Source organism: Skermanella mucosa, assembly GCF_016765655.2.
GTDB classification, from domain to species: domain Bacteria; phylum Pseudomonadota; class Alphaproteobacteria; order Azospirillales; family Azospirillaceae; genus Skermanella; species Skermanella mucosa.
Map to the genome: position 1 here is coordinate 6,199,650 of NZ_CP086106.1, position 12,575 is coordinate 6,212,224.

The following is a 12,575-nucleotide window of genomic DNA, read 5'->3' on the forward strand; positions in this document are numbered from 1 at the left end:
CATCCCATCATGCTTCTGATCCGACACGGACAGTCCGAATTCAACGCCGCCTTCGCGGTCCAGCGGGTCGATCCCGGACTGATCGACCCCGGCCTGACCGAGACCGGCCGCGCCCAGGCGCTGGCCACCGCGGCCCAGCTGTCCGACCGGGGGCTCAAGCGCCTGCTGGCGAGCCCCTACACCCGGGCGCTCCAGACCGCCTCGATCATCGCCGAGGTGCTGGAGCTGCCGATCGAGGTCCAGCCCATCCTGGGCGAGCACGCCCATTTCATGTGCGACATCGGGACGCCTCGCTCCGAACTGGAGAAGCAGTGGCCATACCTGGCGTTCGACCACGTGCCGGAGATCTGGTGGCCCGACCAGGAGGAGAACGAGGACGGCGTGATGATGCGCGCGGCCGAATTCCGCGCCATCGCCGCCGGGATGAAAGACCAGCGGCACGTCGGCGTCGTCAGCCATTGGGGCTTCATCCGCGCCCTCACGGGGGAGGAGGTGACGAACTGCGCCATCGTGGAGTTCGACCCCCGCGGGGCGCCGCGTCCGGGCCTCCCCGGGGCCGCGTCCTGACGGCACCCGTTCATTGCCGTGCCCCGTGATTCCGTGCTAGCCACAGCACCAGAAGCGCAGAACCGATACGAACCGCGCATGCGCCAAATCCACGCGCTCACCAGGAGATCACCATGACCGACCAGTCCGGCGCCGGCCAGAGCCGCCCCACCGCCCTGCCGATCGTCATCAACGCCCAGTACGTCAAGGACTTCTCGTTCGAGAACCCCAACGCCCCGCAGACCCTGCTGCCCGGCCAGCCGGCTCCCCAGGTCTCGGTCGGCGTCGACGTCCGCAGCCAGCAGGTCGGCGAGACGCTCTACGAGGTCGTCCTGGAGATGCGCTGCGAGGCCAAGGTCGGCGAGAACACCGCGTTCCTGGTCGAACTGTCCTATGCCGGCCTGTTCACCCTCCAGGGCCTCGCCGACGAGCATATCCGGCCGGTGCTGCTCATCGAGGGTCCGCGCCTGCTGTTCCCGTTCGCCCGGGCGATCGTCGCCGACGCGACCCGCGACGGCGGCTACCCGCCGCTGATGATCAACCCGATCGACTTCACCGACCTCTACCGCCGCCAGACCGCCCCGCAGCAGCCGACGACGGCCTGACGACCGTTTCCCTACCGAGAGGGACGGCGCGACGCCGCCCCTCCCGCACGACATGAAAAAGGCCTTTGCCTCTCTCCGCGAGGAGGAAGCAAAGGCCTTTTTCATGTCCGCCGGGAGCGGCCTACTGGTTCATCGAGTCGAAGAACTCGGAATTGCTCTTGGTGTGCTTCAGCTTGTCCAGCAGGAAGTCGACCGAGTCCGTGACGCCCATGGGCATCAGGATGCGGCGCAGCACCCACATCTTGGAAATCGTCGCCTTGTCGACCAGCAGCTCTTCCTTCCGGGTGCCCGACTTGGTGATGTCGATCGCCGGGAAGGTGCGCTTGTCGCTGATCTTGCGGTCCAGGATGATCTCGGAATTGCCGGTGCCCTTGAACTCCTCGAAGATCACCTCGTCCATGCGCGACCCGGTATCGATCAGCGCGGTCGCGATGATGGTCAGCGAGCCGCCTTCCTCGATGTTTCGGGCGGCGCCGAAGAAGCGCTTCGGGCGCTGCAGGGCGTTGGCGTCGACGCCGCCGGTCAGCACCTTGCCGGAGCTGGGGACGACCGTGTTGTAGGCGCGCGCCAGGCGGGTGATGCTGTCCAGAAGGATCACCACGTCGCGCTTGTGCTCGACCAGCCGCTTGGCCTTCTCGATCACCATCTCGGCGACCTGGACGTGGCGGGCCGCCGGCTCGTCGAAGGTGGAGCTGACGACCTCGCCGCGCACGCTGCGCGCCATGTCGGTCACTTCCTCCGGCCGCTCGTCGATCAGCAGGACGATCAGGTAGACTTCGGGATGATTCTGGGCGATCGAATGGGCGATGTTCTGGAGCATCACCGTCTTGCCGGTGCGAGGCGGCGCCACCACCAGCGCGCGCTGGCCCTTGCCCAGCGGGACGACCAGGTCGATGATCCGGCCGGTGAAGTTCTTCTTGGTCGGATCCTCGATTTCCATGTTCAGCCGCTCTTCCGGGTAGAGCGGGGTCAGGTTGTCGAAGTTGATCCGGTGCCGGACCTTGTCCGGGCTGTCGAAATTGATCGTGTTGACCTTGAGCAGCGCGAAATAGCGCTCCCCGTCCTTCGGCGCCCGGATCTGTCCCTCGACGGTGTCGCCGGTGCGCAGGCCGAAGCGGCGCACCTGGCTCGGGCTGACATAGATGTCGTCCGGACCAGGCAAGTAGTTGGACTCCGGCGAGCGCAGGAATCCGAAGCCGTCCTGGAGGATCTCCAGCACGCCGTCCCCGAAGATCGGTACCTCGTTGTCGGCGAGCTGCTTCAGGATGGCGAACATCATGTCTTGCTTGCGCAAGGTGCTGGCGTTCTCGATCTGTAATTCTTCGGCGAACGCCAGTAACTCGGCAGGCGTCTTACATTTCAACTCTTGGAGGTTCATCGGGAGCCTGTGGGGGACGGGAGCGGCAGTTGAATGCCGGGCGCAGTTGCTTGGGCAGCGCGGCAGAGATGAGGCTATCGGCCGTCGGAGCATCCCCGGGCGGGACGCTCGAGAATATTTAGGGATTCTCGGGATTGGGCCTTCTGATGGGGATATGGTTATACGAACCGGATTGACAAGTCAAACGAAACCGGAACTGTACCGAAGCTCTATATCCGCTGATAGGCGCCGTCCTTCCGGGCCGGCCACTGCGGCAGCCACTGCGACGGGTTGTCGCTGAGACGGTTGATGACGCACGATTGCGCTCGTGATCCCGACTGCCGAAACCAACTCAGGCAGAGAGCCAACAACCGTGGAGGACATCATGACCGTCGATACCCGGCCGCGGCCGCATTCGGCACCGGATCCTGGCGGTACCGGCTCCTCCGACGCGCCGGAGGCCTGGCATGCGGTCGGCGCTCCGGACGCGCTCCGCCGGTTCGGCACGGGCGAGCAGGGGCTGAGCGCCGAGGAGGCCGCCGCCCGGCTCGCCCGGCATGGGCCGAACCGGCTGACGCCTCCTCCCCGGCGAAGCGCCCTGGTGCGCTTCCTGGTCCAGTTCAACAACGTGCTGATCTATGTGCTGCTGGCGGCGGCCGCCATGAGCGCCGCCCTGGGCGAGCTGGTCGACGCCGCGGTCATCGTCGGCGTGGTGGTGATCAACGCCCTGATCGGCTTCATCCAGGAGGGCAAGGCGGAACAGGCGCTGGACGCCATCCGCGACATGCTGTCGCCGAACGCCGCCGTGATCCGCGACGGCCGGCGCCGGACCATCCCCGCGGAGGAGCTGGTGCCCGGCGACCTGGTCCAGCTCGCCTCGGGCGACAAGGTGCCGGCGGACCTGCGCCTGATCGCCGCGCGCAACCTCCAGATCCAGGAATCGGCGCTGACCGGCGAATCGGTGCCGGTCTCCAAGTCGGTCGATCCGGTGGCCCCTGACGCCGCCCTGGGCGACCGCACCCCGGCCGCCTTTTCCGGGACGCTGGTGACCACGGGGCAGGGGACCGGGCTGGTGGTCGGCACCGGCGACCAGACCGAGATCGGCCGGATCAGCACCATGATCGCCGGGGTCGAGACCCTGACGACGCCGCTGCTGGCCCAGATGGCCGCATTCGGCCGGTGGCTCACCGTGGGGATCCTGGCGCTGGCCGCCCTCGCCTTCGCGGTCGGTGTCTGGCTCCAGGGCTTCGCCATGGACGACATGTTCATGGCGGCGGTCGGCCTCGCGGTCGCGGCGATCCCGGAAGGGCTCCCGGCGGTCATGACCATCACGCTCGCCATCGGGGTCACCCGCATGGCCCGGCGCAACGCCATCATCCGGCGCCTGCCGGCGGTCGAGACGCTGGGAGCGGTCAGCGTCATCTGCTCCGACAAGACCGGGACCCTGACCCGGAACGAGCTGACGGTCCGCCGCGTCGTGACATCCGGCGCCGCCTACGACGTGGACGGCATCGGCTACGAGCCGTCCGGCGGATTCACGCCCGACGGCCGGGCGGCGGATTCCCCGGCGGACCCGGCGGCCGATCCCGTCCTGGCGGAGATCGCGCGCGCCGCCCTGCTGTGCAACGACGCCTCGGTGTCCGAGCGGGACGGGGAGTGGCACCTGGAAGGCGATCCGACCGACGGCGCGCTGGTGACCCTGGCGCTGAAGGCCGGGCTCGACCAGGCCGGAACCGGCCGGGACTGGCCCAGGGTTGACGTCATCCCATTCGAATCGGACCACAAGTTCATGGCGACGCTCCACCGCGGCAGCGGCGGCGCCCGGATCTACGTCAAGGGAGCGCCGGAGCGGATCATCGAGATGGCATCGGCGGAACGCCGGCCCGACGGCGACGCGCCGCTCGACGCCGCCGAGTGGCACCGCCGGATCGAGGCCATGGCGGCAAGCGGCCAGCGGGTGCTGGGGATCGCGGTCCGGGACGCCGGCGCCGATCAGGGGACGGTGGAGTTCGCCGACGTAACATGCGGCCTGACGCTGCTGGGGCTGGTCGGCCTGATCGATCCCCCGCGCGAGGAGGCGATCGAGGCGGTCAAGGCCTGCGCCGACGCCGGCATCCGGGTCAAGATGATCACCGGCGACCATGCGGTCACGGCAGGGGCGATCGGCGCCGCCTTCGGCCTGGGCGGAACCCCGGTGCTGACCGGCCGCGACCTCGACCGGCTCGACGGGCGCGGCCTGCTGGAGGCGGCGCGCACCACCGACATCTTCGCCCGCACCACGCCCGAGCACAAGCTGCGGCTGGTCGAGGCGCTCCAGGCCGACGGCGCCACCATCGCCATGACCGGGGACGGGGTGAACGACGCGCCGGCGCTGAAGCGGGCGGATGTCGGGATCGCCATGGGCCAGAAGGGGACGGAGGCCGCGAAGGAGGCGGCGGCCATGGTGCTGGCCGACGACAATTTCGCCTCGATCGCCCGCGCTGTGGCCGAGGGGCGGACGGTCTACGACAACCTGCGCAAGACCATCCTGTTCCTGCTGCCGACCAACGCGGCGCAGGCGATGATCATCCTGGCGGCGATCCTGGCCGGCACCATGCTCCCGATCACCCCGGTGCAGATCCTGTGGGTCAACATGATCAGCGCCGTGACCCTGGGCTTGGCGCTGGCTTTCGAGCCGAGCGAGCCCGACATCATGCGCCGGCCGCCGCGCAGTGCTGCCGAGGGCATCCTGACCGGCTACATGGTCTGGCGGATCCTGTTCGTCATGGTGCTGCTGGTGATACCCGCCTTCGGCCTGTTCCTGTGGATGCAATCCTCGGGCGCGCCGCTGGAGAAGGCCCGCACGGTCGCGGTCAACGCGCTGGTGGTCGGCGAGATCTTCTACCTGTGGAATGCCAGGGCCATCATGAACCCGGTGCTGTCCGCACGGGGCATCCTCGGCAGCCGGCCGGTGCTGATCTCCATCGCGCTGTGCCTGGCGCTCCAGCTCGCCTTCACCTACGTCCCGCTGATGCAGGACCTGTTCGGCACCGCGGCGATCGCCGGGATCGACTGGCTGATCCTCGCCGGCTTCGGCCTCGCCACCTTCCTGATCATCGAGGCGGAGAAGGCCGTGGCGCGGCGGTTCATGCGGCGGGGGAGAAGGTAGCGGCGGGATACCGGGGTCAGACCACCATTTCCCTCGATGGTTGCCGTTCGGCGAAGCCTTTGGGAAATGGTGGTCTGACCCCGGTATCCCTCGTCGGAATCAACGGTCGGTATCCGCGCCCCGCGTCAGAACGGCTTGACGATCACGAAGATCACGATGCCGATCATCAGCAGGGTCGGCACCTCGTTCATGATGCGGAAGAAACGCTGTGGCCGCTCGTTGCGGTCCTCGGCGAACTTCCGGCGCCAGCCCGCCATCATCATGTGGATCGCGGTCAGGCCCACCACGAAGGCCAGCTTGGCGTGGATCCAGCCCATCTCGAACCAGCCCGGGTTCAGCACCAGCAGCCAGATGCCGAACACGTAGGAGGCGATCATCGCCGGGTTCATGATGGCGCGCAGCAGCCTGCGCTCCATCACCTTCAGCGTCTCCGACGTGGCCGATCCGGCGGGGGCCTCGCAGTGGTAGACGAACAGCCGCGGCAGATACAGCAGCCCCGCCATCCACGCGATGATGCTGATGACGTGGAGCGCCTTCACCCAATCGTAGAGCAATCCCCGGTCCTCACTCGGCCGCCAGGGGGCGCTTGGCCTGCTGCCCGCCGGCGGAAGGCTGCCGGTTGGTCTGCTGGCGGGCACGCTGCGGGCAGCCCTGGAAGCCGTCCGGGCAGATCCGGCCGCCGGCCTGGGAGCACATCGCCACCTCGCCGGCCAGCGCGCGGCGCACCAGCCCGGCGAGGCCCTGGATGAAGCTGTCCTCGACGCCGACGGTCGGCACCCGGACGAAATGGGGCACGCCCTTCTCGTGGGCCAGCTCGCGGTACTCGACCTCGATCTCGACCAGCGTCTCCGAATGCTCGGACACGAAGGCGATCGGGACCACCACCAGCGGCACCTTGTCGACGCCCGCCCGCTCGATCTCCGAATCGGTCGAGGGGCCGATCCATTCCAGCGGGCCGACGCGGCTCTGGTAGCAGCTCACCCAGTCCAGGCCGGGCATGCCCAGCTCCTGGACGATCGCCTCGGCCGTGCGCTCGCACTGCCACTGGTAGGGGTCGCCGCCCTTGACGACCTTCTTCGGCAACCCGTGGGACGAGAACAGCACCCGCGGCTTGCCGTGGGCCGCGGCCTCCTCCACCCCGCCGCGGATCAGCCGGGCGGCAGCATTGATGAAGCCGGGCTCGGTCGGGTAGCAGCACACCGTGACCGTCGGCTTGTCGAGGCCGGCCGTCTTGGCCGCCTGGAACCACATCTTCTCGGACGAGGCCGTGGTCGTGGTGGAAAACTGGGGATAAAGCGGCAGCAGCACGATCCGGTCCGGGTCGAACCGGCGCACCTGGTCGGCGGTCTCGTCGCTCATCGGGTGCCAGTAGCGCATCGCGATGAAGGCCTTGACCTCGCCCATGTCGGCCAGCGCCGATTCGATCGCGCGGGCCTGCGCCTGGGTATTCTCCAGAAGAGGCGACTTGCCGCCCAGGATCTCGTAGATCTCGCCCGCCGGCTTGGCACGCCGCTTGGCCAGCAGATGGGCGAGCGGCGTCCGGAACAACCCCGGGATCCGGATGATCGCCGGATCGTTGAACAGGTTGAACAGGAACGGTCGGACGGCTTCGGGGCTGTCGGGTCCACCCAGGTTGAACAGGACGACAGCGATTTTCTGGTTCGGCATGGTGGTGAAGCTGGTTGCATCCGGTTGATTTGTCCAGTCCCCAATGGGGCCGGGCATGATTTCGATCAGCCTTGACCTAGATCGGGCCAGGATTTGACCAGTGCGGCAAGCTGTCCGACATGCTCGGGCGGCGTCGTCTGGACCACGCCGTGGCCGAGATTGAAGACGAACGGACCGCCGGACAGGCTGCGCAGGATGCCGGCCGCGGCCTCGCGCATCGCGTCGCCGCCCGCCACCACCATGATCGGATCCAGGTTGCCCTGCACCGGCAGCTTCGTCTGAAGCTCGGACGCCGCCCATTCCGGCGGCACCGTGGTGTCGAGCCCCAGCGCCGTGACGCCGGTCGTCTCGGCGTATTCCCGGTACATCGCGCCGGCGCCGCGCGGGAACCCGATCACCGGGACGCCGGGATGCTGGGCGTTCAGCAACTCGACCAGCCGCCTGGTCGGCTCGATCACCCATTTGCGGAACTCCGGCGCCGGCAGCACGCCGGCCCAGCTGTCGAACACCTGGACCGCCTCGGCCCCGGCATGGATCTGGGCCGAGAGATAATCCGCCGTCGTCCGCACCAGCAGGTCGATCAGGGCCTGGAAACCCTGCGGATCCCCGTAGGCGAACCGCTTGACATGGGCGTATTCCTTCGAGCCGCCGCCCTCGACCATGTAGCAGGCGACCGTCCAGGGCGATCCCGCGAATCCGATCAGCGCCGTCGTGTCCGGAATCGCGGTCGAGAGCCGCCGCACCGTCTCGTAGACGGGGGCCAGCCGCTCGTGGAAGGCATCGGTCGACAGCCGGTTCAGGCCGGCGGCTTCCCGGATCGGGTCGAGCTGCGGCCCTTCGCCTTCCACATAGTCCAGCTTCTGCCCCAGCGCGTGCGGCACCACCAGGATGTCGGAGAACAGGATCGCGGCGTCCATGCCGTAGCGGCGGAGCGGCTGCAGGGTCACCTCGACCGCCAGCTCGGGCGCGAAGCACAGGTCCAGGAAGCTGCCCGCCTGCGCCCGCGTCGCCCGGTATTCCGGAAGATACCGGCCGGCCTGACGCATCAACCAGAACGGGGGCCTTGCCAGGGTCTCCCCGTTCAAGGCGCGGATGAACAACTTCTGCGAGCTTTCCAAGGTGCGAAATTCCATTCCGAAAGAAGGCGGGGCGGGCGGCTCGGATAGCCTTATCCCCACTCAAGGCCAAGACCCTCTTCTATCCTGATTCTTTTTATAGAAGAAGGGTGGCTGTGGATGATCCCTGTGGAAACCGGTGATTAGATTTCATCCCCATAATGATCCACAGGCTGTGGGAAGGTCACCAGGATTTGTGGGCCTCTCCCCGGATCGTTTGAGCGATTCCACCGGCAATGCTATAGACTCAACAACTCTGGGAGTCATGGGGATAACATGCACCGAATGGAGAGCTGTTCGCGACTCTCACAGCGACCCATGTAATTATCCGCAGCGGGGGCAGGTCACCGGCATTCCGGGGCATTACGATCACCAAGCGGACGCCATCAGGCATTGTCCCGGAAAAAGGCCGACTTATCCCCGGTAATCATCGAGATATACACAGGCTGACCTTTGGCATGAACTCAAGTCTGAAGCAGTTCCACCTGCATCTGGTGTCCGACGCGACGGGAGAGACGATCAACAGCGTCGCGCGCGCCTGCGTGGCCCAGTTCGACCAGGTCCAGCCGATCGAGCATTTCTGGAACCTGGTCCGGACGACGCGGCAGCTCGAGATGGTCATCGAGGGGATCAAGGATAATCCCGGCCTCGTGATGTTCACCCTGGTCGACGAGAAGCTGCGCCGCCGCCTGCAGGAGACCTGCCGCGAGCTCCAGGTGCCCTGCATCCCCGTGCTCGACCCGCTGATCAACGCGCTGGCCGCGTATCTCGGGCTGGAGAGCCAGAGCCAGCCGGGCCGCCAGCACATGCTGGACGCCGAGTATTTCGGCCGGATGGACGCCATGGACTTCGCGCTGGCCCACGACGACGGCCAGAGCACCTGGGACCTGCACGAGGCCGACGTGATCCTGATGGGCGTCTCGCGCACCTCCAAGACGCCGACCTGCATCTACCTGGCCAACCGCGGCATCAAGGCGGCCAACGTGCCGTTCGTGCCAGGCTGCCCCCTGCCGCCCGAGCTGTCCCAGGTCACCCGGCCGCTGATCGTGGGGCTGACCAAGGACCCCGACCGCCTGATCCAGATCCGCCGCAACCGGTTGCGGCTGCTGAACCAGGGCGAGGACACCGACTATGTCGACCCGGAGGTGGTCCGCCAGGAGGTCGCCGAGGCCCGCCGGCTCTACAGCCGCCATGGCTGGGCGGTGATCGACGTGACCCGCCGCTCGATCGAGGAGACGGCGGCCGAGATCATGATGCTGCTGGCCCGGCGCCAGACCGGCTCGCCCGCCGCCCGCGCCGCCCTGGAGAGCGGGAAGTCATGACGGAGCATCCGGTGTCCCTATCGGAGAATCCCGTCATCCTCGCCTCCGCCTCCAAGGCCCGCCGGACCATGCTGGAACGGGCCGGGGTCGCCGTCGTCGCCGAGGCCGCCGCGGTGGACGAGGAGGAGATCAAGCACAGCTTCCGTGTCGCCGGCCTGAAGGCGGAGGAGGTCGCGGAGGCCCTGGCCGAGCTGAAGGGCAAGCGCATATCCTCGCGCTACCCCGGCGTCCTCGTGCTGGGGGCGGACCAGATGCTGGAATGCGACGGCGCCTGGTTCGACAAGCCGGCGGACCGGGCGGAGGCCAAGGCCCACCTCCAGGCGCTGCGCGGCCGGAAGCACCGGCTGGTGTCCGGCGTGGTGGCCCTGATGAACGGCCAGCGCCAGTGGCACCATGTGGACGTCGCCACGCTCACCATGCGCGACTTCAGCGACGCGTTCATCGACCGCTATCTTGACGCGATGGGCGACGCCGTGCTGACCTCGGTCGGCGCCTATCAGCTGGAGGGGCTGGGAAGCCAGCTCTTCAACCGCATCGAGGGCGACTACTTCACCATCCTCGGCATGCCGCTGCTGCCGGTGCTGGACTATCTGAGACAGAGGCGAATCCTGGCATCATGATCCTGACAGCGAAGGCGATGGTCGCCGGCGTGATGGGCTGGCCGGTCGGCCATTCCCGCTCGCCCCGGCTCCATGGCTGGTGGCTCGACCGCTACGGCATCGACGGCGCCTACATTCCCCTGGCCGTTCCGCCCGATCGCATCGCCGAGGCCGTCCGCGCCCTGCCGGCCCTGGGCCTGCGCGGCGCCAACGTGACCGTGCCCCACAAGGAGGCGGTGATCGCGGCCTGCGACCGGGTCGATCCGGTGGCGCGCCGCATCGGGGCCGTGAACACGCTGGTGGTGGCGGATGACGGCACGATCGAGGGCCGCAACACCGACGGTTTCGGCTTCATGGAGAACCTGCGCGCCGACCGGCCGGACTGGCGGGCCGATGCCGGCCCGGCCGTGGTGCTGGGCGCCGGCGGCGCCGCCCGCGCGATCCTGGTGGCCCTGGCCGACGCGGGCGCCCCGGAGATCCGCCTGCTGAACCGGACCCGCGGCCGCGCCGAGACCCTGGCGTCCGAGCTGGGCGGACCGATCCGGGTGCTGCCGTGGGAGGAACGCGCCTTCGCCCTGGCCGAGGCCGCGCTGGTGGTCAACACGACCACCCAGGGCATGGGCGGCCAGCCGGCGCTCGACCTGGACCTCGACCGGCTCCCGCCGGCGGCGCTGGTGACCGACATCGTCTATACCCCCCTCCACACCCCGCTATTGAAGGCGGCGCTGGAGCGCGGCAATCCCGTGGTGAACGGGCTGGGCATGCTGCTCCACCAGGCCCGCCCCGGCTTCGAGGCTTGGTTCGGCCGGGTACCCGAAGTCACGCCGGAACTGCGCCGGTTCGTCCTGGAAGGCCTCTGATGCCCGGGTGGCCATGATCGTCCTGGGCCTGACCGGCTCGATCGGCATGGGCAAGAGCACGGCGGCGCGGATGCTGAAGCGGCTGGGCGTCCCGGTCCATGATTCCGACGCCACGGTCCACCGCCTGCTGGGCCGGGGCGGCGGCGCCGTGCCCCTGATCGAACGGCAATTCCCCGGCACGGTGCGCGACGGCGCGGTCGACCGCCAGGCTCTCGGCGCCGTGGTGTTCCGCGATGCCCAGGCGCTGCGCCGGCTGGAGGGGATCCTGCACCCTCTGGTCCAGCGCTCCCAGCGCCGCTTCCTCGCGCGATGCGCCGCCCGGCGCGACCCCGTGGCCGTGCTGGACATTCCCTTGCTGTTCGAGACCGGCGGCGAGCGGCGGGTCGATGCCGTCGTCTGCGTCACGGCGCCGCCCGCGATCCAGCGCGCCCGCGTGCTCGCCCGGCCCGGCATGACGGCTGAGAAGCTGGCCGGCATCCTGCGGCGCCAGATGCCCGACCGGGAGAAGCGCCGCCGCGCCGATTTCGTGGTGGAAACCGGCCTCGGCCGGACCCGCACCTTGCGCGCGCTCGCCCGCATCGTCAGATTGGTCACAGGCCGGAGGTCCCGCGTCTGGCCGCCCCGCAGATACAGTCCCGTCACGGTGAAGCACTTCCATGCGTGAAATCGTCCTCGACACCGAAACGACCGGCTTCGATCCCCTGACCGGCCACCGCATCGTGGAGATCGGCTGCGTCGAGGCGATCAACTTCGTCCCGACCGACCGGTACCTCCACCTCTACATCAATCCGGAGCGCGACATGCCGCCGGAGGCCTTCGCGGTCCATGGCCTGTCGGAGGAGTTCCTGAGGGACAAGCCGGTCTTCGCCGAGATCTGCGGCCAGTTCCTCGACTTCATCGGCGATTCGCGGCTGGTCATCCACAATGCCGAATTCGACATGCGGTTCATCAATGCCGAGCTGAAGCGGCTCGGCATCCCGACGTTGCCGATGAGCCGCGCGCTCGACACCGTGCAGATGGCGCGCCGCAAGTTCCCCGGCGCCCCCGCCAGCCTGGACGCGCTGTGCCGGCGCTTCAACATCGACAATTCCAACCGCACGCTCCACGGCGCGCTGCTCGACGCCCAGCTCCTGGGCGAAGTCTATCTGGAGCTCCAGGGCGGCCGGCAGCCCGACCTCGTGCTCGCCGGCAACCGGCGCGGCGCCGGCGGCGATGGGGAAGGCCCGGTCAGGATCGAGCGCGTCCGCCGCGACCCGCGCCCCCATGCCCCGACCGAGGCGGAGCTGGAGGCCCACGGCGCCCTGCTCAAGCAGCTCAAGAACCCGATGTGGCTGGCCGGCGCGTCCTGACCGGGA

General features: G+C 68.5%; 12 protein-coding genes. 8 read left to right on the top strand and 4 right to left on the bottom strand.

Annotation, left to right across the window (positions count from 1 at the left end; all coding sequences use genetic code 11):
• Window positions 1-9 precede the first annotated feature (9 nt).
• A complete protein-coding gene (locus JL100_RS28770) occupies window positions 10-567 on the top strand; it encodes a histidine phosphatase family protein (RefSeq protein ID WP_202680802.1) in 558 nt (185 codons plus the stop codon).
• Between the two features lie 113 nt (window positions 568-680).
• Entirely contained in the window at window positions 681-1,151 is a 471-nt protein-coding gene (secB, locus tag JL100_RS28775) for a protein-export chaperone SecB (RefSeq protein WP_202680803.1), read from the top strand.
• A gap of 121 nt (window positions 1,152-1,272) precedes the next feature.
• Here secB and rho read toward each other — a convergent pair whose 3' ends face one another.
• Window positions 1,273-2,529 (bottom strand): transcription termination factor Rho, encoded by a 1,257-nt coding sequence (gene rho, locus JL100_RS28780; RefSeq protein WP_158047757.1) that lies wholly within the window; start codon window positions 2,527-2,529, stop codon window positions 1,273-1,275.
• Window positions 2,530-2,893: 364 nt separating this feature from the next.
• Between rho and JL100_RS28785 the strand changes: the two genes are divergently transcribed.
• Window positions 2,894-5,656: a cation-transporting P-type ATPase gene (locus tag JL100_RS28785; RefSeq protein WP_202680804.1), complete on the top strand. Its 2,763-nt coding sequence runs from the start codon at window positions 2,894-2,896 to the stop codon at window positions 5,654-5,656.
• A gap of 125 nt (window positions 5,657-5,781) precedes the next feature.
• Here the strand turns inward: JL100_RS28785 and hemJ are convergent, their stop codons facing one another.
• From hemJ to hemE, 3 genes are all read right to left on the bottom strand, one after another.
• Window positions 5,782-6,210, bottom strand: a complete 429-nt coding sequence (gene hemJ, locus JL100_RS28790) for a protoporphyrinogen oxidase HemJ (RefSeq protein ID WP_202680805.1) — start codon at window positions 6,208-6,210, stop codon at window positions 5,782-5,784.
• Window positions 6,211-6,220: 10 nt separating this feature from the next.
• Window positions 6,221-7,324, bottom strand: a complete 1,104-nt coding sequence (hemH, locus tag JL100_RS28795) for a ferrochelatase (RefSeq protein WP_202680806.1) — start codon at window positions 7,322-7,324, stop codon at window positions 6,221-6,223.
• A 65-nt stretch (window positions 7,325-7,389) separates the two neighbouring features.
• Complete coding sequence (gene hemE, locus JL100_RS28800; protein WP_228420965.1) at window positions 7,390-8,442, bottom strand: uroporphyrinogen decarboxylase; 1,053 nt, start codon at window positions 8,440-8,442, stop codon at window positions 7,390-7,392.
• A 467-nt stretch (window positions 8,443-8,909) separates the two neighbouring features.
• Between hemE and JL100_RS28805 the strand changes: the two genes are divergently transcribed.
• From JL100_RS28805 to dnaQ, 5 genes are read left to right on the top strand one after another with little or no spacing between them, the layout of a single operon-like run.
• Complete coding sequence (locus tag JL100_RS28805; RefSeq protein WP_202681134.1) at window positions 8,910-9,761, top strand: pyruvate, water dikinase regulatory protein; 852 nt, start codon at window positions 8,910-8,912, stop codon at window positions 9,759-9,761.
• Window positions 9,758-10,381: a Maf family protein gene (locus tag JL100_RS28810; RefSeq protein WP_202680808.1), complete on the top strand. Its 624-nt coding sequence runs from the start codon at window positions 9,758-9,760 to the stop codon at window positions 10,379-10,381. Before JL100_RS28805 ends, JL100_RS28810 begins: the two co-directional genes overlap by 4 nt.
• The gene (locus JL100_RS28815; protein WP_202681137.1) at window positions 10,381-11,220 is read left to right on the top strand and encodes a shikimate dehydrogenase; all 840 of its coding nucleotides are present in this window, start codon (window positions 10,381-10,383) and stop codon (window positions 11,218-11,220) included. Before JL100_RS28810 ends, JL100_RS28815 begins: the two co-directional genes overlap by 1 nt.
• A gap of 13 nt (window positions 11,221-11,233) precedes the next feature.
• Entirely contained in the window at window positions 11,234-11,884 is a 651-nt protein-coding gene (coaE, locus tag JL100_RS28820) for a dephospho-CoA kinase (protein WP_202681140.1), read from the top strand.
• Window positions 11,877-12,569 (top strand): DNA polymerase III subunit epsilon, encoded by a 693-nt coding sequence (gene dnaQ, locus JL100_RS28825; RefSeq protein WP_202680809.1) that lies wholly within the window; start codon window positions 11,877-11,879, stop codon window positions 12,567-12,569. Before coaE ends, dnaQ begins: the two co-directional genes overlap by 8 nt.
• Window positions 12,570-12,575 lie beyond the last annotated feature (6 nt).

Excerpts from the sequence above, each read along its gene's own strand:
- rho (WP_158047757.1), bottom strand. The coding sequence starts at position 2,529 with ATGAACCTCCAAGAGTTGAAATGTAAGACGCCTGCCGAGTTACTGGCG.
- dnaQ (WP_202680809.1), top strand. The coding sequence starts at position 11,877 with ATGCGTGAAATCGTCCTCGACACCGAAACGACCGGCTTCGATCCCCTG.
- JL100_RS28770 (WP_202680802.1), top strand. The coding sequence starts at position 10 with ATGCTTCTGATCCGACACGGACAGTCCGAATTCAACGCCGCCTTCGCG.
- JL100_RS28785 (WP_202680804.1), top strand. The coding sequence starts at position 2,894 with ATGACCGTCGATACCCGGCCGCGGCCGCATTCGGCACCGGATCCTGGC.
- JL100_RS28810 (WP_202680808.1), top strand. The coding sequence starts at position 9,758 with ATGACGGAGCATCCGGTGTCCCTATCGGAGAATCCCGTCATCCTCGCC.
- hemH (WP_202680806.1), bottom strand. The coding sequence starts at position 7,324 with ATGCCGAACCAGAAAATCGCTGTCGTCCTGTTCAACCTGGGTGGACCC.
- secB (WP_202680803.1), top strand. The coding sequence starts at position 681 with ATGACCGACCAGTCCGGCGCCGGCCAGAGCCGCCCCACCGCCCTGCCG.
- coaE (WP_202681140.1), top strand. The coding sequence starts at position 11,234 with ATGATCGTCCTGGGCCTGACCGGCTCGATCGGCATGGGCAAGAGCACG.